21 protein-coding genes are annotated in these 17,171 nt (G+C 64.6%); 9 read left to right on the forward strand and 12 right to left on the reverse strand.

All coding sequences use genetic code 11. The annotated features are described in order from the left end of the window. Window positions 1-114: 114 nt before the first annotated feature. Window positions 115-1,254, reverse strand: coding sequence for an acyl-CoA dehydrogenase family protein (locus ABT375_RS18365; RefSeq protein WP_416463583.1), 1,140 nt, complete (start codon window positions 1,252-1,254; stop codon window positions 115-117). A 150-nt stretch (window positions 1,255-1,404) separates the two neighbouring features. Here ABT375_RS18365 and ABT375_RS18370 point away from each other — a divergent pair, with 150 nt between their 5' ends. Both ABT375_RS18370 and ABT375_RS18375 read left to right on the forward strand, forming a co-directional pair. After that, window positions 1,405-2,298, forward strand: a complete 894-nt coding sequence (locus ABT375_RS18370; RefSeq protein ID WP_416463584.1) for a LysR family transcriptional regulator — start codon at window positions 1,405-1,407, stop codon at window positions 2,296-2,298. 80 nt (window positions 2,299-2,378) lie between these two features. Beyond that, on the forward strand, window positions 2,379-3,008 hold the full coding sequence (locus ABT375_RS18375; protein ID WP_416463585.1) for a class I SAM-dependent methyltransferase: 630 nt from the start codon (window positions 2,379-2,381) through the stop codon (window positions 3,006-3,008). Window positions 3,009-3,064: 56 nt separating this feature from the next. Here the strand turns inward: ABT375_RS18375 and ABT375_RS18380 are convergent, their stop codons facing one another. Further along, the gene (locus ABT375_RS18380; protein WP_224550022.1) at window positions 3,065-3,691 is read right to left on the reverse strand and encodes an RcnB family protein; all 627 of its coding nucleotides are present in this window, start codon (window positions 3,689-3,691) and stop codon (window positions 3,065-3,067) included. Window positions 3,692-3,820: 129 nt separating this feature from the next. On the opposite strand from ABT375_RS18380, the gene ABT375_RS18385 reads away from it, so the two are divergent. From ABT375_RS18385 to bluB, 3 genes are read left to right on the forward strand one after another with little or no spacing between them, the layout of a single operon-like run. Continuing rightward, window positions 3,821-4,753: an ABC transporter ATP-binding protein gene (locus tag ABT375_RS18385; protein ID WP_416463586.1), complete on the forward strand. Its 933-nt coding sequence runs from the start codon at window positions 3,821-3,823 to the stop codon at window positions 4,751-4,753. Then, on the forward strand, window positions 4,750-5,520 hold the full coding sequence (locus ABT375_RS18390; RefSeq protein ID WP_224550024.1) for an ABC transporter permease: 771 nt from the start codon (window positions 4,750-4,752) through the stop codon (window positions 5,518-5,520). Before ABT375_RS18385 ends, ABT375_RS18390 begins: the two co-directional genes overlap by 4 nt. Next, complete coding sequence (gene bluB, locus ABT375_RS18395; RefSeq protein WP_416463587.1) at window positions 5,517-6,185, forward strand: 5,6-dimethylbenzimidazole synthase; 669 nt, start codon at window positions 5,517-5,519, stop codon at window positions 6,183-6,185. The genes ABT375_RS18390 and bluB overlap by 4 nt, the downstream gene beginning before the upstream one ends. 31 nt (window positions 6,186-6,216) lie before the next feature. On the opposite strand, the gene ABT375_RS18400 is transcribed toward bluB, so the two are convergent. The 5 genes from ABT375_RS18400 to ABT375_RS18420 form a co-directional block, all read right to left on the reverse strand. Beyond that, complete coding sequence (locus tag ABT375_RS18400) at window positions 6,217-6,537, reverse strand: hypothetical protein (RefSeq protein ID WP_224550026.1); 321 nt, start codon at window positions 6,535-6,537, stop codon at window positions 6,217-6,219. Window positions 6,538-6,628: 91 nt separating this feature from the next. Beyond that, window positions 6,629-7,939, reverse strand: a complete 1,311-nt coding sequence (locus ABT375_RS18405; RefSeq protein ID WP_416464944.1) for an MATE family efflux transporter — start codon at window positions 7,937-7,939, stop codon at window positions 6,629-6,631. Window positions 7,940-8,129: 190 nt separating this feature from the next. Beyond that, window positions 8,130-9,059, reverse strand: coding sequence for a DUF808 domain-containing protein (locus tag ABT375_RS18410; RefSeq protein ID WP_416463588.1), 930 nt, complete (start codon window positions 9,057-9,059; stop codon window positions 8,130-8,132). Window positions 9,060-9,164: 105 nt separating this feature from the next. After that, window positions 9,165-9,398 (reverse strand): hypothetical protein, encoded by a 234-nt coding sequence (locus tag ABT375_RS18415; protein WP_261935219.1) that lies wholly within the window; start codon window positions 9,396-9,398, stop codon window positions 9,165-9,167. Continuing rightward, window positions 9,395-9,742, reverse strand: a complete 348-nt coding sequence (locus ABT375_RS18420; RefSeq protein ID WP_416463589.1) for a hypothetical protein — start codon at window positions 9,740-9,742, stop codon at window positions 9,395-9,397. The genes ABT375_RS18415 and ABT375_RS18420 overlap by 4 nt, the downstream gene beginning before the upstream one ends. Before the next feature lie 119 nt (window positions 9,743-9,861). On the opposite strand from ABT375_RS18420, the gene ABT375_RS18425 reads away from it, so the two are divergent. The 3 genes from ABT375_RS18425 to ABT375_RS18435 all read left to right on the forward strand — a co-directional run bounded on the left by ABT375_RS18425 (window position 9,862) and on the right by ABT375_RS18435 (window position 13,109). Further along, a complete protein-coding gene (locus ABT375_RS18425; protein WP_416463590.1) occupies window positions 9,862-10,170 on the forward strand; it encodes a plasmid stabilization protein in 309 nt (102 codons plus the stop codon). A 179-nt stretch (window positions 10,171-10,349) separates the two neighbouring features. Then, entirely contained in the window at window positions 10,350-12,488 is a 2,139-nt protein-coding gene (locus ABT375_RS18430; protein WP_416463591.1) for a TonB-dependent siderophore receptor, read from the forward strand. A 261-nt stretch (window positions 12,489-12,749) separates the two neighbouring features. Next, window positions 12,750-13,109 carry a hypothetical protein gene (locus tag ABT375_RS18435; protein WP_261935215.1) on the forward strand — a complete coding sequence of 120 codons (360 nt, stop codon included), beginning with the start codon at window positions 12,750-12,752 and terminating at the stop codon, window positions 13,107-13,109. A 130-nt stretch (window positions 13,110-13,239) separates the two neighbouring features. On the opposite strand, the gene rplI is transcribed toward ABT375_RS18435, so the two are convergent. From rplI to rpsF, 3 genes are read right to left on the reverse strand one after another with little or no spacing between them, the layout of a single operon-like run. Further along, window positions 13,240-13,842, reverse strand: a complete 603-nt coding sequence (rplI, locus tag ABT375_RS18440; RefSeq protein ID WP_224550033.1) for a 50S ribosomal protein L9 — start codon at window positions 13,840-13,842, stop codon at window positions 13,240-13,242. Between the two features lie 14 nt (window positions 13,843-13,856). Next, window positions 13,857-14,081, reverse strand: coding sequence for a 30S ribosomal protein S18 (gene rpsR / locus ABT375_RS18445; protein WP_004212076.1), 225 nt, complete (start codon window positions 14,079-14,081; stop codon window positions 13,857-13,859). A gap of 13 nt (window positions 14,082-14,094) precedes the next feature. After that, window positions 14,095-14,535 carry a 30S ribosomal protein S6 gene (rpsF, locus tag ABT375_RS18450; protein WP_224550034.1) on the reverse strand — a complete coding sequence of 147 codons (441 nt, stop codon included), beginning with the start codon at window positions 14,533-14,535 and terminating at the stop codon, window positions 14,095-14,097. Between the two features lie 291 nt (window positions 14,536-14,826). On the opposite strand from rpsF, the gene ABT375_RS18455 reads away from it, so the two are divergent. Then, window positions 14,827-16,227: a GntP family permease gene (locus ABT375_RS18455; RefSeq protein ID WP_416463592.1), complete on the forward strand. Its 1,401-nt coding sequence runs from the start codon at window positions 14,827-14,829 to the stop codon at window positions 16,225-16,227. Window positions 16,228-16,292: 65 nt separating this feature from the next. On the opposite strand, the gene ABT375_RS18460 is transcribed toward ABT375_RS18455, so the two are convergent. Both ABT375_RS18460 and ABT375_RS18465 read right to left on the reverse strand, forming a co-directional pair. Further along, window positions 16,293-16,685 carry an RcnB family protein gene (locus ABT375_RS18460; RefSeq protein WP_224550036.1) on the reverse strand — a complete coding sequence of 131 codons (393 nt, stop codon included), beginning with the start codon at window positions 16,683-16,685 and terminating at the stop codon, window positions 16,293-16,295. 246 nt (window positions 16,686-16,931) lie between these two features. Beyond that, window positions 16,932-17,096 (reverse strand): hypothetical protein, encoded by a 165-nt coding sequence (locus ABT375_RS18465; protein WP_224550037.1) that lies wholly within the window; start codon window positions 17,094-17,096, stop codon window positions 16,932-16,934. Window positions 17,097-17,171: the final 75 nt, after the last annotated feature.

Genomic DNA, 17,171 nt, shown 5'->3' on the forward strand with positions numbered 1-17,171 from the left:
CGCCTAGTCGGAGCCGGGAGAGGGGGCGTGCGGAACCGCCCCTCTCCAACTTCGCCTAGGCGCGTTCCGCGCCAAGGCTTCATATCCTCTCCCCCAAGGGGGCGAGGATTGGGTTCAGCGCAACATATCCCGCGCCACGATCATCCGCATGACCTGGTTGGTGCCTTCCAGGATGGAATGGACGCGCAGGTCGCGCCAGAAGCGTTCGATCGGATAGTCCATCAGATAGCCATAGCCGCCGTGAAGTTGCAGCGCGCGATCGACCACCGACGATCCGGTGTCGGTGGCGAAGCGTTTCGCCATCGCGGCGAAGCGGGTCTTGTCGGGCGCATTGTCGGTCACCTTGACCGCGGCGGCATAGAGCAGCGTGCGGGCGGCCTCCAATTCGGTCTGCATGTCGGCCAGGGTGAATTGGGTGTTCTGGAAGTCGGCGATGGACTGGCCGAACTGCTTGCGATCCTTGGTATAGCGTAGGCTTTCGTCGATGCAGCGTTGTGCGCCGCCGAGCGAGCAGGCGCCGATATTGAGCCGGCCGCCGTCCAGCCCCATCATCGCGATGCGGAAACCTTCGCCTTCCTGGCCGACCAGATTTTCCACCGGCACACGCACGGCGTCGAAATTGACCTGCGCCGTGGGTTGGCTGTGCCAGCCGAGCTTGCGTTCCTGCGCGCCGAAGCTGACGCCGGGCATGTCCTTTTCGATGACGAGGCAAGAGATGCCCTTCGGCCCATCCTCCCCGGTGCGGACCATGACGACATAGACCTCATTCTCGCCGCCGCCGGAGATGAACTGTTTGGAACCTGTCACGACATAATGATCGCCGTCCCGGACCGCCTTGGTCTTGAGCGCGGCGGCGTCCGATCCTGCGCCTGCTTCGGTCAGGCAATAGCTCGCCATGCGTGCCATGGGTACGAGATCGGGCAGATATTTGTCTTTCACCGCCTGGCTGCCGAACCGATCGATCATCCAGGCGCCCATATTATGGATCGAGATGAAGGCGCTGGTGGACGGGCAGCCATAGGCCATCGCTTCCATGATGAGGGCGGATTCCAGCCGGCCAAGGCCGATGCCGCCCGCTTCCTCCGACACATAGATGCCGCCAAAGCCGAGGTCCGCGGCCGCGCGGATCGTGTCGCGGGGGAAGATATGCTTCTCGTCCCATTCCGCCGCATGGGGCGTGATCGCGTCGGCGGTGAATCGCTGCGCCATTTCCTGGATGGCGCGCTGGTCCTCGGTCAGGTCGAACTGGGTCATGCTCTCCATACTCCGCAAACCTGTCCGGCGCGCCGACGGGCGCTGCGCAGCAGGTTCGCTTTCATCCTGCTTCTAGCAATGCCGCGTTATTGCAAGCAATGGCGAAGTTGTGCATGGACAGGCTGCAAATTTGCAGGATGGGCGCGCGTAATGTTCGACTGGGACGATCTCAGGGTATTTCTGGCGGTCGCCCGCGCGCGCAAGGTGGCGCCCGCCGCCCGTGCGCTGGGCATCGATGCGACCACCATCGCGCGGCGGCTGGCACGGCTGGAAAAGGCGCTCGATGCCGAATTGTTCGAACTGGGCGCGGGTGAGCGGGCGCTGACGGCGCGCGGCCACGCGCTGCTGCACCATGCCGAAGGCGCGGAAAGCGCGGCGCTCGCGGCGATGGAGGATGTGAAGGGGCAGGAGCATCGGCTGGCGGGGCAGGTGCGGCTTTCGGTGGCGGAAGGTTTCGGCACCTGGGTGCTGGCGCCGGGCATGGGGGATTTCAACCGGCGGCATCCGGGGATCAGGCTGGACCTGGTGACGGCGTCCGGCTTCCTCAATCCGTCCAACCGCGAAGCCGATATGGCGGTGATGCTGGCGCGGCCGCAGCGCGGGCGGCTGACGGTGCGGCGGCTGGGCGACTATCGGCTGCATCTTTACGCCGCGCCCGCCTATCTGGCGCGGGCCGGTACGCCCGCCGCCCCGGCGGATCTGCGCGACCATGTGCTGGTCGGCTATGTGCCGGAGTTCATCTTCTCTCCCGAACTCGATTATCTGGACGAGGTGGAGGCGGGGCTGGAGGCGACCCTGCGATCGACCAGCATCATCATGCAGCAGCGGATGATCGCGGACGGGGCGGGGATCGGCGTGTTGCCCGACTTCATAGCGCGGCGCGACCCCGGACTGGCGCCGTTGATGGCCGACCGGGTCGAGATCACCCGCAGCTTCTGGCTGGTCATGCATGGCGACCTGCGCAAGCTGGCGCGGATCGGCGCCGTCGCCGACTGGCTGCAGGAGCGGGTGGACATGGTGTCGGGCCAGCGCGATGCGGGCTAAATCGCGCGAAAGTCAATCGACGCCGCCCCTCGTCCTCGCTAAGGGAGTCGGGATGGAAATGAAGCGGTCGCATTTCGCTTATGCAGCATAAGCCCAAGCGCAGTCGGGCGATCGCCCTGCCGGGCGGGGAATTTCGCGCCCGCGCCACCGAATATCTCGATTTCCTGGCCGCCTGGGTGAAGAAACCGCGCCAGACCGCGTCGGTGGTGCCTTCCAGCCGCTATCTTGCCCGGTTGATGGTGGCGCAGATCGATCCGCTGGACGGTCGCGTGCTGGAACTGGGCGGCGGGACCGGGGTGTTCACCCGCGCGATCCTGGAAACCGGCCTGCCGCCCGAGAAGCTGGAGGTGGTGGAGATCAATCCCGCCTTCGCGCGCGGGTTGCGCCGGCATTTCCCCCATGTGTCGATCCTGGAGACGCCCGCGCAGATCGTATCGACCGCGACCGCGGGCGAGCCGGGCGATTATCAGACCGTGGTCAGCGGCCTGCCCCTGCTGGCGATGGACCGTTATATGCATCACGATATCCTGACGGAATCCTTCCGGATGCTGCGGTCCGGCGGCAGCTTCGTGCAGTTCACCTATTCGATGCGCCCGCCGGTCAGCCGCGAGGTGATCGAGGCGCTGGGGCTGGACGTGGTGCGCGCCGGGCAGACCGTGCGCAATTTTCCGCCCGCCACCGTCTTCCGCTTTTCGCGACGCGGCGAATAGCCGCAGGGCATCCAGGGGCCGCGTCGGATGATGCGGCCCCCTTTCGTTCATATGCCTTAGTAGAAGGCGCCGTAGATCACATCGACCACGCGGCGGGTGCGGGTGCGGACCAGCAGCAGGTCGGGGCCATAGCGGACCCAGCGATAGCCATAGGGTGGCGCGCCGACGCCCAGATAGGCATAGTCGTCATAATAATAGCGCGACGACAGGAAGATGGCGGGCAGCAGCAGGCCGATGCTCCAGCGCCGATAGCGATAGCCATGCGGATATTGGAAGCCCGGCCGGTGGATCGGCTTGAAATGCGGCGGCCGGCCGGCGCCGGGGCGATGCGGCGGTTGCGGCTTGACCGGGCGGGGCGGCTGGGGCTTGCCGGGACGGGGCGGCTGGATCGCCGGGCCGCCCGTGCCGGGCCGGGGAGGCTGGATCTGGGGACCGCCGGTGCCGGGGCGGGGAGGCTGGACCGACGGGCCACCCGTACCTGGGCGCGGCGGTTGTACCGACGGACCGCCGGGACGGGGTGGCTGGGGTCGGTTTTCGGGCTTGGGCGGAGTCGGGCGCGATGGTGGTGCGGGGCGGGTCGTCGGAGGCGACGGCCTTTGCATGCGATCCTGCTGTTGCTGGGCCAGCGCGACGTCGGGAAGGACGATGAGCGCGATCGAGAGAAATAGGACTGCCTTTTTCATAGGGCCTTCTCCGCTTATGGGATGCGGACGCTATGCCTGTCATGTTGCCACGGCAATGTTTTTCGCCTCGGTTGCATCGGCGCGCCGCCGCCCTATCTTTGCCGCAACGCAAAAGGGGCAGAGCCATCCATGGCATCCATCATTGAGATCAAGGGCTTGACGAAACGCTATGCGTCGGGCTTCGAGGCGCTGAAAGGCGTCGACCTGACCATCGAGGAAGGCGAGATTTTCGCGCTGCTGGGGCCGAATGGCGCGGGCAAGACGACGATGATCTCGATCGTCTGCGGCATTGCGCGCGCAACCGGGGGCAGTGTGACCGTGGCCGGGCACGACATCGTGCGCGACTATCGCGGCGCGCGCACCGCGATCGGGCTGGTGCCGCAGGAATTGTCGACCGACCAGTTCGAGCGGGTCATCGATACGGTGAATTTCAGCCGTGGCCTGTTCGGCAAGCCCCGCAACGACGCCTATGTCGAAAAGGTGCTGCGCGACCTGTCGCTCTGGGACAAGCGCCATGCCAAGATACTGGAACTGTCGGGCGGCATGAAGCGGCGCGTGATGATCGCCAAGGCGCTGAGCCACGAACCGCGCGTGCTGTTCCTGGACGAGCCGACCGCGGGCGTCGACGTCGAACTGCGCCGCGGCATGTGGAAGCTGATCGGCGAACTGCGCCAGACCGGCGTCACCATCATCCTGACGACGCATTATATCGAGGAGGCCGAGGAAATGGCCGACCGGGTGGGCGTCATCAACAAGGGCGAACTGATGCTGGTCGAGGACAAGACCGCGCTGATGAAGAAGCTGGGCAAGAAGACGCTGACGGTCGTGCTGGCCGAACCGATCGACGTGGTGCCCGCGGACCTTGCCGAATGGGGCGTCACGCTGGGCGGGGAAGGCCATGAACTGGACTATATCTTCGACACCCAGGCGGAGCGGACCGGGGTGTCGTCGCTGCTGCGCAAACTGGGCGACCTGGGCATCGGCTACAAGGATCTGAATACAAGGCAGAGCAGCCTGGAGGATATTTTCGTCAGTCTCGTCCATCAGGAGAAGGCCGCATGAGCCTCCAGAATCTGCGCGCCATCGCGGCCATCTATTCGTTTGAGCTGCATCGTTTCCGGCGCACGCTGCTGACCGGCCTGCTGGTGCCGGTGATCACCACGTCGCTCTATTTCGTCGTGTTCGGCGGGGCGATCGGGTCGCGCATGACGGAGGTGGACGGCATCGCCTATGCCGCCTTCATCGTACCCGGCCTCATCATGATGGCGATGTTCACGGAGAGCATCTTCAACGCCAGTTTCGGCATCTACATGCCCAAGTTCACCGGCACCATCTACGAACTGCTGTCCGCGCCGGTGTCCGCGACGGAAACGATCATCGCCTATGTCGGCGCGGCGGCGACCAAGTCGCTGATCGTGGGCAGCATCATCTTCCTGACCGCGCATCTGTTCGTCGACGTGCCGGTGGCCCACCCGTTCGCCATGGTCGGCTTCATGGTGCTGATCGCGGTCAGCTTCTGCCTGTTCGGTTTCATCCTGGGCATCTGGGCGCAGAGTTTCGAGCAGTTGCAGGTGATCCCGCTGCTGCTCATCATGCCGATGACCTTCCTGGGCGGCGCCTTCTACTCGGTCAAGATGCTGGCCGAACCCTGGCAGACGATCACCTTGTTCAACCCGATCGTCTATCTGATCTCGGGCTTCCGCTGGACCTTCTTCGGCCGGGGCGACGTCGCGATCGGGTTCAGCCTGCTGTTCGTCGCGGGCATGCTGGCCGTCTGCATCGGCATCATCGGCTGGATGTTCCGTACGGGATATCGACTGAAGAAGTGAGGACGGGCGACGGATTTGCGGCGGAATCGACGCCGGTCTTCGGCCCGGCCTTCGCCGCGGAACTGGAGACGCTGCTGCACTGGCGGCGCGACGTGCGCCATTTCGAAGTGCGCCCGGTGCCGGAGGCGGACATGCGCGACCTGCTGCGCTGCGCCTGTTTGGCGCCGTCGGTCGGCAATGCCCAACCCTGGCGGTTCCTTCGCCTGCGTTCGCCACAGGTCCGCGCCATGCTGGCCGACCATATCGATGCGGCGAGCGGCAGGGCGTCCGAACGCTATGTCGATGATGCGCAGCGCGACCAATATCGCGCGCTCAAGCTGCACGGCGTACGCGACGCGCCCGAACTGATGGCGATATTCTGCGATGACGCGCCGTCGGCCGGCCATGGTCTGGGCATCGCCACCATGCCCGAAATGCTCCGCTATTCGACGGTGCTGGCGATCCACAATCTGTGGCTGGCGGCGCGGGTGCGGGGTATCGGTGTCGGCTGGGTATCGATATTGGAGCCGCAGGCCGTCAGCGGCCTGCTGGACGTTCCTGCCCATTGGTCGCTGATCGCGCTGCTGTGCATCGGCTATCCGGCCGAACAATGCCCGACGCCGGAACTGGAGCGCCGCGGCTGGCAGGCGCGCGAACCATGGTCGGAGCGGGTGTTCGACAGATAGGACCGGATCGCCGCAGCGGCCGATCCGACGATCAGGCGGCGGCGCTTTCGGGCGCGACGGCGAACAGGGTCACGCCCTTATATTTGTCGTCATTCTGATCGTAGAGACCGTGCATCGCCTCGAACGGCTCGTCCAGCACCTGCAGGTCGGACAGGCCGACCAGCTTGAAGGTGCCGAGCTTAAGCTCGCGCGGCGGGCGGCCGTCGCGGTCGGTCGTCACCGCATCGATGAACATTTCGTCATGACGGGTGTAGAGGATGTGCGGGGCGAGGGTGACGACCATCTTGTTATAGGTCACCTTCAGGCACTTCTGGAGCGCGATGGCTTCAAAAATCTCGGTCGGAGCTTGCATGATGTCGCTTCCCTGACCGATTTTGGCGATTCTTTCAATTGCTTTGTGCGTTGCACCATATCCATCCCGTGCAATCGGTGCGACGAATGGTTCAGGCGGGCACCAGCCCCAGCCGTTCGCGCAAGGTCCAGCGACTGATCAGCAGCACGGCCACCGCGCCCAGCCCACTGGCGAGGCCCAGCCAGATGCCCAGCCCCTCCATGCCCAGCGGGAAGGCGAGCAAAGTGCCGACGCCGATGCCGACCACCCAATAGCCGATCAGCGCGAAGATCATCGGAACGGTCGTATCCTGCACCCCGCGCAGGACGCCAGCGCCCACCGCCTGCGCGGCATCGACCAACTGGAACAGGGCGGCGATGGCGAGGAAACTGACGGCCAGGGTCGCGGTGCGCGCATTGGCAGGGTTGGACAGGTCAAGAAAGGCCGACACCAGCGTGCGCGGCGCCAGAATCAGCAAGGCGGCGGCGCAGCAGGCGAAGCCGGTGCCGATCATCAGCGCCAGCCAGCCGGCCCGGCCGATGCCGGCGCGGTCGTGCCGGCCATAGGCGATGCCGACCCGGATCGTCGCCGCCTGCCCGATGCCCATGGGCACCATGAAGACGAGCGCGGCGATCTGGATCGCGACGGCATGAGCGGCGAGCGAGTCGCGGTCGATGAGGCCCATCAGGAAGGCCGAGGCGTTGAACACGGTCGTTTCGAACCCCAGGGTGATCGCGATCGGCAGGCCCAGCGCCCACACCTGCCGCTGCCGTTCGCGATCGCGGGTCCAGAAACGGCCCATCAGGCGATAGCGGCGGAAGCGGCGATCGACCAAGATGACGGCGAGCAGGCCGAAGAAGAGGAAGCAGGAGGACAGCGTGCTGGCCAGCCCGGCGCCGAACAGGCCGAAAGCGGGAAAGCCCAGATGGCCGAAAATCAGCGCCCAGCCCATCGCTATATTGAACGGTATCGCGCCCAGCATCACGATCAGGCCCCAGATCGGCCGTTCCAGCGCGGCGATGAAGTTGCGCAACGTGGTGAAGCCCAGAAAGGGCAGCAGCGCCCATTGCAGCCCGTGCATCAAATGGCCGGCCTCACGCGCCAGATCGGCATCCTGCCCCATCGCCAGCAATATCGTCTCGCATTGCCACAACAGCGCCCAGGCGGGCAGCACGAAGAAGAGCGCGGCGCGCAGCGTCTGGTGGACGGTGCGGCGTATGTCGCGCACGCTGTGGCGGCGACGGCCGCGTTCGCTCGCAATGAGGGGGGAAGCGGCGGTGACCAGACCCATGCCGAACAGCAGCAGCGCATGGAACAGGTTGATGGCCAGAGCGCCGGCGGCGACCGCCTCCGCCCCGATCCGGCCGAGCAGCAGCAGATCGGTGGCGGCGATCGCCGACCAGGCGATATTGCCCGCGATCATCGGCAGCGCCAGCGCGATCAGCGCGCCGGCCTCGATACGCCAGGGGGAAGGGTGGGTCACTTTGAGCAATCCGAGAGGGAGAGTTTCCGTTCGCTTCGAGCGAAGTCGCGAAGCGGAGAGCACTGCGCTTTCCGTTTCTCGACTAAGTTCGAAACGAACGGAGGTGAAGTTATTCGTCCCCCTAAAGCCCTCAGTGCTTCTTGAACAGGTGCAGCGCGCCCACCACGATCCCGCCGATCACCAGTCCGACGATCGCGCCGCCAATGGCGTTGACCAGCCAGTCGAGCAGGCCGCCGATCGCGGGGATGGCCTGGGCCGCGCCTTCCGCGACATGGTGGATCGCGCCGGGGATCAGGTCGAGGTGGAATTCGTGCAGGCCATGGACGATCAGCCCGCCGCCGACCCACAGCATGGCCGCGGTGCCGACCACGGACAGGATCGCCATCAGCACCGGCATCGCCTTCACGAGCGCGCGGCCCAGCGCCTGCGTGCCGGCGCCCTGCTTCTTGGCCAGATGCAGGCCGATATCGTCCATCTTCACGATCAGGCCGACGACGCCATAGACGCCCGCAGTGATGAGGATGGCGACGACGACCAGGATCAGCGCCTGTTCCCACACCGGCTCGGCCGCGACCGTGCCCAGCGCAATCGCCATGATTTCGCCCGACAGGATGAAGTCGGTGCGGATCGCGCTCGATACTTTCTGATTTTCCAGTTCGACGGAGTTGTGCGTCTCCACCGCTTCCTCGGCGACGTCATGACCGCCCTGTATAGCCTCCAGCAGCTTTTCGACCGCCTCGAAACAGAGGAAGGCGCCGCCCAGCATCAGCAGCGGGGGTAGCAGCCAGGGCGCGAAGGCGCTCAGCAGCAGGGCGGCCGGCAGCAGGAACAGCAGCTTGTTGCGCAGCGATCCCTTGGCGATCTTCCAGATGATCGGCAATTCGCGGTCGGGGGTCAGGCCCATCACATATTTGGGCGTCACCGCGGCATCGTCGATCACCACGCCGGCCGCCTTGGTGCCCGCCCGACCGGCTGCGGCGGCTACATCGTCCAGCGACGTGGCCGCCAGCTTGGCGATGCCCGCCACGTCGTCGAGCAGCGCGATCAGACCCGAAGGCATAGATATGATATCCCCTGTTGCGGGCGGCGATGCCGTCCTTGCGTTCGTCTCATAGGGGGCGCGCATCGGGGGAGCAATGGAGCGCGTCCATCCTGTAATAGCGCGTCAATAGTTGCCCGGCGGGTCGCTCGCGGGGAAGGATTCGTCGGACTGTTCGTCCACCTTGTCCCAGTCGCTGGGCGGCACGCCCTGTTGCGGTCCGGCGTCGCGGACCACGCCCGATGATCCTACCGGGCCGCGATCGTCCGGCGCGGCGGCGTCACCCATCCAGTCGCGCCATCCCTTGATCGCAAAGGCGCCAAGGCCCGTGACGATCGCCAGCTTCAACAGCCCCTTCATATAGTCTTCTCCTGCCCGTGATGCAGATGGACCCAGTCCGCCCGGTCATGCCCGACCGCATCGGACGTCAGTCTGATCTCGCCTTCTTCGTCCGATCCGCCCGAATCGACCGGGTCGGCGGCGGCCGGATCGGTGGTGGCCTGGGCGATCGCCCAGCGCTCGCGCAGCGCGGCATCGATCATCGCGCTCCATATGTCTGTGTCACCAGCCGCCCGCATCGCGGCGTCGGGTTCCTTCAGCATAGCGAGGATGCTGGCTGCGTCCTCGATCCTGGACGACCAGTCGTCCGGATGCGCCGCGGCGAGATGGCGCGCCAGACGTTCGATGAGCGTGCGGTTTTCCATGCAGGTCGAACGCGCGTGGGCAGCGGCCGTTCCGCTGCATCGTGACGATAGCGGATCGATGTGAACCGGGATGGGGACGGCGTGTTGGAAGCGGTGCGGGGCGACGAAGGAGATGGGTCATGCCGCAGGGTGACAAGGGCAGCTACACCGACAAGCAGAAGCGCAAGGCGCACCATATCGAGGAAAGCTATGAGGATCGCGGCGTGTCGAAGGACGAGGCCGAACGGCGCGCCTGGGCCACGGTCAACAAGGAATTGGGGGCGGCAACAGGTCCGGTTCCCGGTCGGGGCAGGCCCGATACCCATGGATCGTCGCGCAAGGGCGGACGAAAGGGTGGCGCGACGTCGGCAGGACGGACAGCGGCGGATCGGTCGGCGGCGGCGAAAAAGGGTTGGGAGACGCGACGCAGGCGCGGGAATGATCGATAATGTGTGACGCAAATGCGACGCTATCGCAAAATGAGGTCACCAAGTCAGCGCACGGTTAATAATGATGTTGCGAAACATTATTAACAATTATATCGGCCTCCCCGCAAGGATGCTGCCGCAGGCTCAGTTTTGGCCTGATTTGCGAAGGCGGCATCGCATTTCACGCCGGGGGCCTCTTGATGATCCGCAAATTTTCCTTTCTGCTGAGCGCGTCGCTCGCCGCGTTCGGCGCCATGCCGGCCGCTGCCCAGGCGCCCGCCGATGCCGCGCCGGTGGAGGACGAGATCGTCGTCACCGGCACCTATACCCTGCCCAACAAGATCGACACGGCGACCGGCCTGGGCCTGACCGTGCAGGAAACGCCGCAGTCGGTCAGCATCATGACCGCCCAGCGCATCCTCGATCAGAATCTGATCAGCATCAAGGACGTCATCGTCAACAGCGTCGGCGTGTCCGCCAACGAAGTCGACGATGTCCGCAATAATTTCTACGCGCGCGGTTTCGAAATCCGCAACACGCAGGTCGATGGCGTGCCGGCGGCCTGGACGCTGGCGGGCGGCAATGGCGAAACCAGCATCGACGTGTCGATCTACGAACGGGTCGAGATCGTGCGCGGCGCGACCGGGCTGCTGTCGGGCGCCGGCGATCCGTCCGCCTCGGTCAATCTGGTTCGCAAACATGCCGACGCCACCGACCTGACCGGCTATGTCAATGCCAGCATCGGGAGCTGGAACACCTGGCGCGTGTCGGCCGATGTCGGCGGCGCGCTGACCGCCGACGGGCGCATCCGCGCGCGGCTGGTCGGCCGCTACGAGGAGGGCGAAAGCTATATCGACCTCCAGAAAAAGAAGAAGTGGGTGCTGTACGGCGTGGTTGACGCTGACCTGACCGACAGCACGCTGGTCCGCGTCGGTATGAGCCATCAGGACAGCAAGCCCAAGGGCGCGACCTGGGGGGCGCTGCCGACCTTCTACACCGATGGCACGACCACCGATCTGGCCCGGTCGCAGAGTACGGCGGCGGACTGGACCCACTGGAACACGACCAACCAGAATATCTTCGCCACCATCCGGCAGGACATTGGCGACAAGTGGAACATCACCGTCAATTACAACCGGTTGCGGACCACCAATTCGAGCGAGCTTCTCTATCTGTACGGTAATGTCGACAAGGCGACCGGCACGATCGAATATAGCAATCCCTACAAGGCCGAGGGCATCAGCATCCAGAACAGCTTCGATGCGCAGTTGAAGGGGGAGGTCAGCCTGTTCGGGCGCGATCATGAAGTGGTGCTGGGCGCGCTGCACAGCGTGTTGAAACGCCATACCGACAATTATGCGGCGCCTTTCCCCTGGCCGACCAACGTGCCGGTCATCGGTTCGGGCGGTGCGGATTTCGATGAGCCGACATGGGGTACGACGCCGACCCGGAACGAGCAGGAGCGGATCGAACAGACCGGCTATTATGGCGCTTTCCGCCTGAACGTCGCCGATCCGTTCAAAATCATCCTGGGCGGTCGCCTGTCGAGCTGGAACCAGAAGGGCTTCGCCTGGAGCGGACCCAGCGACTATGGCGACGACAATGTGTTCATCCCCTATGTCGGCGCGCTCTATGACGTGACGCCCGACCATCGCGTCTATGCCAGCTTCACCAAAATCTTCCAGCCGCAGAATCTGTACGACCGCAATCTGAACCTGCTCGATCCGCTCGACGGCAATGCCTATGAGATCGGCCTGAAGAGCCGCTTTTTCGGCGATGCGCTCCAGACCTCGGTCGCGCTGTTCCGCATCGAACAGGATAATGTCGGCCAGATCGGCGAGATCATCACCACCCCCGGCGGCCCGCAGCAGACCTATGTCGCGGCGCAGGGGGTGACCAGCAAGGGCTTCGAAATCGAAGCCACCGGCCAGCCGTTGCCGGGCTGGAACCTCAACGCCAGCTACAGCCAGTTCAAGGCGGAGGATGGCGACGGCGTCGCCGCGAACACGACCCAGCCGCGCAAGTTGCTGAAGATCTTCACCACCTACGACCTGCCGGGCGCGCTGACCGGCCTGACCGTCGGCGGCGGCGTCAATTTCCGCAGCAAGGCCTATTCGGAAGGTCTGAACCCGGTGACCGCGGCGCCCTTCCGCTTCCAGCAGGACGGCTATACGCTGGTCAGCCTGATGGCGCGCTATGCAGTGACCGAGCGGTTGCAATTGCAGGCGAATGTCGAAAATCTGTTCGACAAGGCATATTACAGCCAGATGGGCTTCTTCAGCCAGTATCGCTACGGCGCCCCGCGCAACTTCACAATCAGCGCCAACTATAAATTCTGATCGCGCGCATGTCGGAATGACGGGCCGGGGGAGCGATCCTCCGGCCTTCTTTGTCCGCTATCGACCATTGGTGGCCGTACGCATCACCAACTGCTTAGCTCGAAAGCGGACGTTGCCGCACGATCAATTTTCCGGCTAAATGGGTCTGCAGCGTGACGGGATTGGTAGAGGTATCGTCGCAGCGATCCGCGCTGGGAGGTGAAGGCGCGGGTTCGCTCCCCTGCTGTTGGTATCACCAGACCTAGCGTGAGTTGAAAACCTATGCTGATCTTTGCCGCTGCCCTGCTACTCGCCAATGATGCCCCAGCGGTCTTTCCTGAAAAGGTGCCCGGACTAACTGAAGCGTGCCTGGAAGATGCGGTGGCGGCGGGAGAAGTGACCGACACAGACGACAGCCACAAATATATTTGCGTTGGTGACACGGCCGCTCATCTCTGGACATTTCTGGAAGGCGCAGGTGTCCGTCCTTACGAGCAAGACACCCCCGAGGGCCGCTGGCTTAGCCGGGAGTTTCCGCTTGGCGGTTGCTTCAAGCGTATTCAGCTGTCTAACGGAGAACAGGCTAGCACCGGGTTATCATGCACAATCTGGGTGCCGCGCCCAGTTGTTGACAAACCCTGACGCTCACAATCTTCTCGCCTGCCTAAAAGCCAACGGTCGCCTACCCACCCAAATCCACCGCCAATCGCGCCCAACAAAAAAGCCGCCCGTTGCGGGGCGGCTTTCTCGTTCGATCCTGTCGGGAAGAAAATCAGGCTTCTTCAGCCGTCTCTTCTTCGTCGCTCGCGACCGCAGCGATTTCGCCCGGCTCCGCGTTGGGATCATAATCTTCGGTGAAGCCGCTCTCGTCCTTTTCGAACAGGTCGGCCATCACGTCCACGCCCTGCGACTGCAGTTCGGCTTCTTCCGGCGAACGGGCGACGTTGACGGTGATCGTCACGGCGACTTCGGGGTGCAGCGCGACCTTGACGTCGAAGACGCCGAGCGTCTTGATCGGGCGTTCCAGCACGACCATCGCCTTGGTGACGTTGGTCACGCCATCGGCGTGCAGCGCTTCGACGACGTCACGGACGGCGACCGAGCCATAAAGATGGCCGGCGTTTGACGACTGGCGGATCAGGACGATCTGCTTGCCGTTGACGCCTTCGGCAGCCTGTTCGGCGTCCGTGCGACGGGCGGCGTTGTCGGCCTCGATCTTCGCGCGGTTGGCTTCGAAGACCTTCTTGTTGGCGTTGTTGGAGCGCAGCGCCTTCTTGTTGGGCAACAGGAAGTTACGCGCGTAACCGTCCTTGACGGTGACGACGTCGCCGATTGCGCCCAGCTTCTCGATGCGTTCGAGCAGGATGATTTCCATGGGTTTCTACTCCCTTACTTCACGATGTAGGGCAGGAGGCCCAGGTGACGGGCGCGCTTGATGGCCTGGGCCAGTTCGCGCTGCTTCTTGGCCGAAACGGCCGTGATGCGGCTGGGGACGATCTTGCCGCGCTCGGACACGAAGCCCTGCAGCAGACGGACGTCCTTATAATCGATCTTCGGCGCATCCTTGGCGGCGAAGGGGCAGCTCTTGCGGCGGCGGAAAAACGGGCGTGCCATGTCTCAGATCTCCTTATTCAGCAGCCGGGGCGTCTTCGCGGTCGCGGCGCGGGCCACGATCTTCGCGGTCGCCACGGGGGCCACGGTCACCACGATCGCCGCGGGGACCACGGTCACCACGCTCGGGGCGGTCCTGCTTGCGCATCATCACCGACGGGCCGGTTTCCAGCTCGTCGACCTTGACGGTCATGTAGCGGATGATGTCTTCGTTGATCTGGGTCTGGCGCTCCAGTTCCGCGATCACATTGCCGGGGGCGTCAATGTTCAGCTGCACATAGTGCGCCTTGCGGTTCTTGGCGATCTTGTACGCCAGGCTGCGCAGGCCCCAGGTCTCGACCTTGGTCACCTTGCCCTGATTATCTTCGACGATCTTGGTGGCGATTTCCGCCAGCGCGTCCACCTGCGCCTGTGCCAGATCCTGGCGCGCAAGGAACACATGCTCGTAAAGAGCCATGGATATACCTCATCTGTTGGCCGATCGCTGACGTCCACCCCATGTGGAACGCCCCTCCGGCTGTCGTCTGTCATGCTCCGCAAATGCGCCGAGTCACCCCGGCGTTCGTGCGAAGGCGGGCCTATGGCGGAAAGGGGGGCGGAAAGCAAGGCGCGTAGAGAAAATTCAATCCGTTCGGGCTGAGCGAAGTCGAGGCCCTTGCCTGAGCGGAGCGAAGGCGCTTCATTGCGTTCAGCGGTGCCCTTCGACTTCGCTCAGGGTGAACGGTGTTGCTTGGGAGGGAATGAAAATATGGCCGTAGCGATCGCCGCCCTGTCATTGCTATTGTTGATGATCGCCGCCTATCGGGGCATGAGCGTCATCCTGATGGCGCCGCTGCTGGCCATGCTGGCGGTGTTCCTGACCGATCCCGCCGCGGTCCCGGCCGCCTTTTCCGGCCTGTTCATGGAAAAGGTGGCGAGTTTCCTCAAACTTTATTTCCCGGTCTTCCTGCTGGGGGCGCTGTTCGGCAAGCTGGTCGAGATTTCCGGCTTTTCCCGCGCGATCGTGACCGCGGTGATCGGCGTCATCGGCGCGGGGCGGGCGATCCCCGCGATCATGGCAGTGACGGCGCTGCTGACCTATGGCGGCGTGTCGGTGTTCGTCGCGGCCTTCGCCGTCTATCCCTTCGCGGCCGAGATGTTTCGCCGCGCCGATATCCCCAAGCGGCTGGTGCCCGCGACCATCGGGCTGGGCGCGCTGACCTTCACCATGGACGCCTTGCCCGGCACGCCGCAGATTCAGAATATCATCCCGACCAGCTTCTTCGGCACGACGACATGGGCGGCGCCGGTGCTGGGGCTGATCGGATCGGTTTTTATCGCGGTGAGTGGCCTTGCCTATCTGGGCTGGCGGCGGCGGGCGATGCTGGCGGCGGGGGAGGGCTATGGCGCGCCCGAAACACTGGTCAACGAACCGGAAGCGATCGAGGGGGAGGTGCGCGTGCATCCGCTGATCGCGCTGCTGCCGCTGGTCGTGGTGGGGGTGGGCAACCTGCTGCTGACGCTCGCCATCCCGCGCTGGGTGGCGGGGGAAGAGGTGATGCTGTCGCTGCTCGGCATGGCGGAACCGGTCGCGGTGAAGGTCGCGCAGGTGTCGGCGCTCTGGGCGGTGGAGGGCGCCTTGCTGCTGGGCATCGGCACGATCCTGCTCTTCGCCTTCCGCACCGTGGCGAAGCGCTTTGCCGACGGATCGAAGGCGGCGGTCGGTGGCGCCCTGCTGGCGGGGATGAACACGGCGGTCGAATATGGGTTCGGCGCAGTGATCGCGGCGCTGCCGGGCTTTCTGGTCGTCAAGGAGGCGCTGCGGGCGATCCCCAATCCGCTGGTCAACGAAGCCATCACCGTGACCTCGCTCGCCGGCATCACCGGATCGGCGTCGGGCGGCCTGTCGATCGCGCTGGCGGCAATGGCGGAGCAGTTCGCGGCGGCGGGCGATGCGGCGGGCATCCCGCGCGAAGTGCTGCATCGCGTCGCCTCCATGGCGTCGGGCGGCATGGACAGCCTGCCGCATAATGGCGCGGTCATCACCCTGCTGGCAGTGACGGGCCTCACCCATCGCCAGGCCTATAAGGACATATTCGCGCTGACGCTGATCAAGACGGTGACCGTCTTCGTCGTGATTGCGGTCTATTATCTGACCGGGCTGGTCTGACGACAAAAATGCCCCGGGGGGAGAGAAACCCCGGGGCATCGTGCGACCTTCCGGCTTGGGAAGACTTACCGGATCGCGCTGCCGACGACGGCGCCGATGATGCCGCTGGTGATCGCGATCAGCACCGCGTCATTGCCCGAGCGGACCCAGTGATAGCCGCGCGGCGGAGCCGACAGGCGATAGTCGCGATAATTGTTCACCACCCGATAGTTGGTTGCATAGCGGTGGTCGAAGCGCTGGCCCTTGGCCCAACGGCGGCCATTGTCCCGATGCGTGTCCTTGCGCACGACGGTCTGCTTCTTGACGACGGTGCGGCCATTGGCCTTGTGCGTCACGACCTTGCGGGTCTGTTCCTGGCGATGCTGCGGGCCATGGCTCTGGGCCTGCGCCTGCGCGCTGACGATGGGGCTGGCGACCAGCGTGGTGGTGGCCAGGGCGATGAGGATCTTCTTGAACATGGTTGGCTCCTTTGCCGTGTGACGGGCGCCATTCCGTGGCGTCGAAGACAGAGATAGGAGCCGCATGTCGCGACGATGTGTCACGGGCGGGCCTGGATTGTCGGAAATTGTAACAGTTTGAAATTTAAGCTGAACTGTTGTTCAGAAAAGGGGGGCGGCGATTCCGGAGGATGCCGCGCGCGCAGCTCCAAAGGAAAAAGCCTCGCAGCATGGGCTGCGAGGCTGGCGATCATAAGGAGGGGCTTGTCAGGGCAGCGGCGTCGCCGTCACCACCATGCGCTGCAACAGGATCGGCCGGTCCTTGCCCTCGACCAGTGGGGCGGCGCTGTCCGGCTGCGCGAGCGCGAAGGGGGCGATGGTGACGCCCAGTGCCAGCAGGCTGGCGGACAGGCTGAGGATGATCGGTTTCATGACGGGCGTCCCTTTCCGGTGATGGAGAGGGACTAGGGCGCGGGTGTCGCAGGACTATGCCGGGCGGCACCCGCT

Origin of the sequence: Sphingomonas sp. VDB2 (genome assembly GCF_047946695.1) — a bacterium.
Taxonomy (GTDB): domain Bacteria; phylum Pseudomonadota; class Alphaproteobacteria; order Sphingomonadales; family Sphingomonadaceae; genus Sphingobium; species Sphingobium bisphenolicum.

Coding starts and splice junctions, on each gene's coding strand:
- ABT375_RS18365 (WP_416463583.1), bottom strand. CDS start 1,254: ATGACCCAGTTCGACCTGACCGAGGACCAGCGCGCCATCCAGGAAATG.
- ABT375_RS18370 (WP_416463584.1), top strand. CDS start 1,405: ATGTTCGACTGGGACGATCTCAGGGTATTTCTGGCGGTCGCCCGCGCG.
- ABT375_RS18375 (WP_416463585.1), top strand. CDS start 2,379: ATGCAGCATAAGCCCAAGCGCAGTCGGGCGATCGCCCTGCCGGGCGGG.
- ABT375_RS18380 (WP_224550022.1), bottom strand. CDS start 3,691: ATGAAAAAGGCAGTCCTATTTCTCTCGATCGCGCTCATCGTCCTTCCC.
- ABT375_RS18385 (WP_416463586.1), top strand. CDS start 3,821: ATGGCATCCATCATTGAGATCAAGGGCTTGACGAAACGCTATGCGTCG.
- ABT375_RS18390 (WP_224550024.1), top strand. CDS start 4,750: ATGAGCCTCCAGAATCTGCGCGCCATCGCGGCCATCTATTCGTTTGAG.
- ABT375_RS18400 (WP_224550026.1), bottom strand. CDS start 6,537: ATGCAAGCTCCGACCGAGATTTTTGAAGCCATCGCGCTCCAGAAGTGC.
- ABT375_RS18405 (WP_416464944.1), bottom strand. CDS start 7,939: ATGATCGCGGGCAATATCGCCTGGTCGGCGATCGCCGCCACCGATCTG.
- ABT375_RS18410 (WP_416463588.1), bottom strand. CDS start 9,059: ATGCCTTCGGGTCTGATCGCGCTGCTCGACGACGTGGCGGGCATCGCC.
- ABT375_RS18415 (WP_261935219.1), bottom strand. CDS start 9,398: ATGAAGGGGCTGTTGAAGCTGGCGATCGTCACGGGCCTTGGCGCCTTT.
- ABT375_RS18420 (WP_416463589.1), bottom strand. CDS start 9,742: ATGGAAAACCGCACGCTCATCGAACGTCTGGCGCGCCATCTCGCCGCG.
- ABT375_RS18425 (WP_416463590.1), top strand. CDS start 9,862: ATGCCGCAGGGTGACAAGGGCAGCTACACCGACAAGCAGAAGCGCAAG.
- ABT375_RS18430 (WP_416463591.1), top strand. CDS start 10,350: ATGATCCGCAAATTTTCCTTTCTGCTGAGCGCGTCGCTCGCCGCGTTC.
- ABT375_RS18435 (WP_261935215.1), top strand. CDS start 12,750: ATGCTGATCTTTGCCGCTGCCCTGCTACTCGCCAATGATGCCCCAGCG.
- rplI (WP_224550033.1), bottom strand. CDS start 13,842: ATGGAAATCATCCTGCTCGAACGCATCGAGAAGCTGGGCGCAATCGGC.
- rpsR (WP_004212076.1), bottom strand. CDS start 14,081: ATGGCACGCCCGTTTTTCCGCCGCCGCAAGAGCTGCCCCTTCGCCGCC.
- rpsF (WP_224550034.1), bottom strand. CDS start 14,535: ATGGCTCTTTACGAGCATGTGTTCCTTGCGCGCCAGGATCTGGCACAG.
- ABT375_RS18455 (WP_416463592.1), top strand. CDS start 14,827: ATGGCCGTAGCGATCGCCGCCCTGTCATTGCTATTGTTGATGATCGCC.
- ABT375_RS18460 (WP_224550036.1), bottom strand. CDS start 16,685: ATGTTCAAGAAGATCCTCATCGCCCTGGCCACCACCACGCTGGTCGCC.
- ABT375_RS18465 (WP_224550037.1), bottom strand. CDS start 17,096: ATGAAACCGATCATCCTCAGCCTGTCCGCCAGCCTGCTGGCACTGGGC.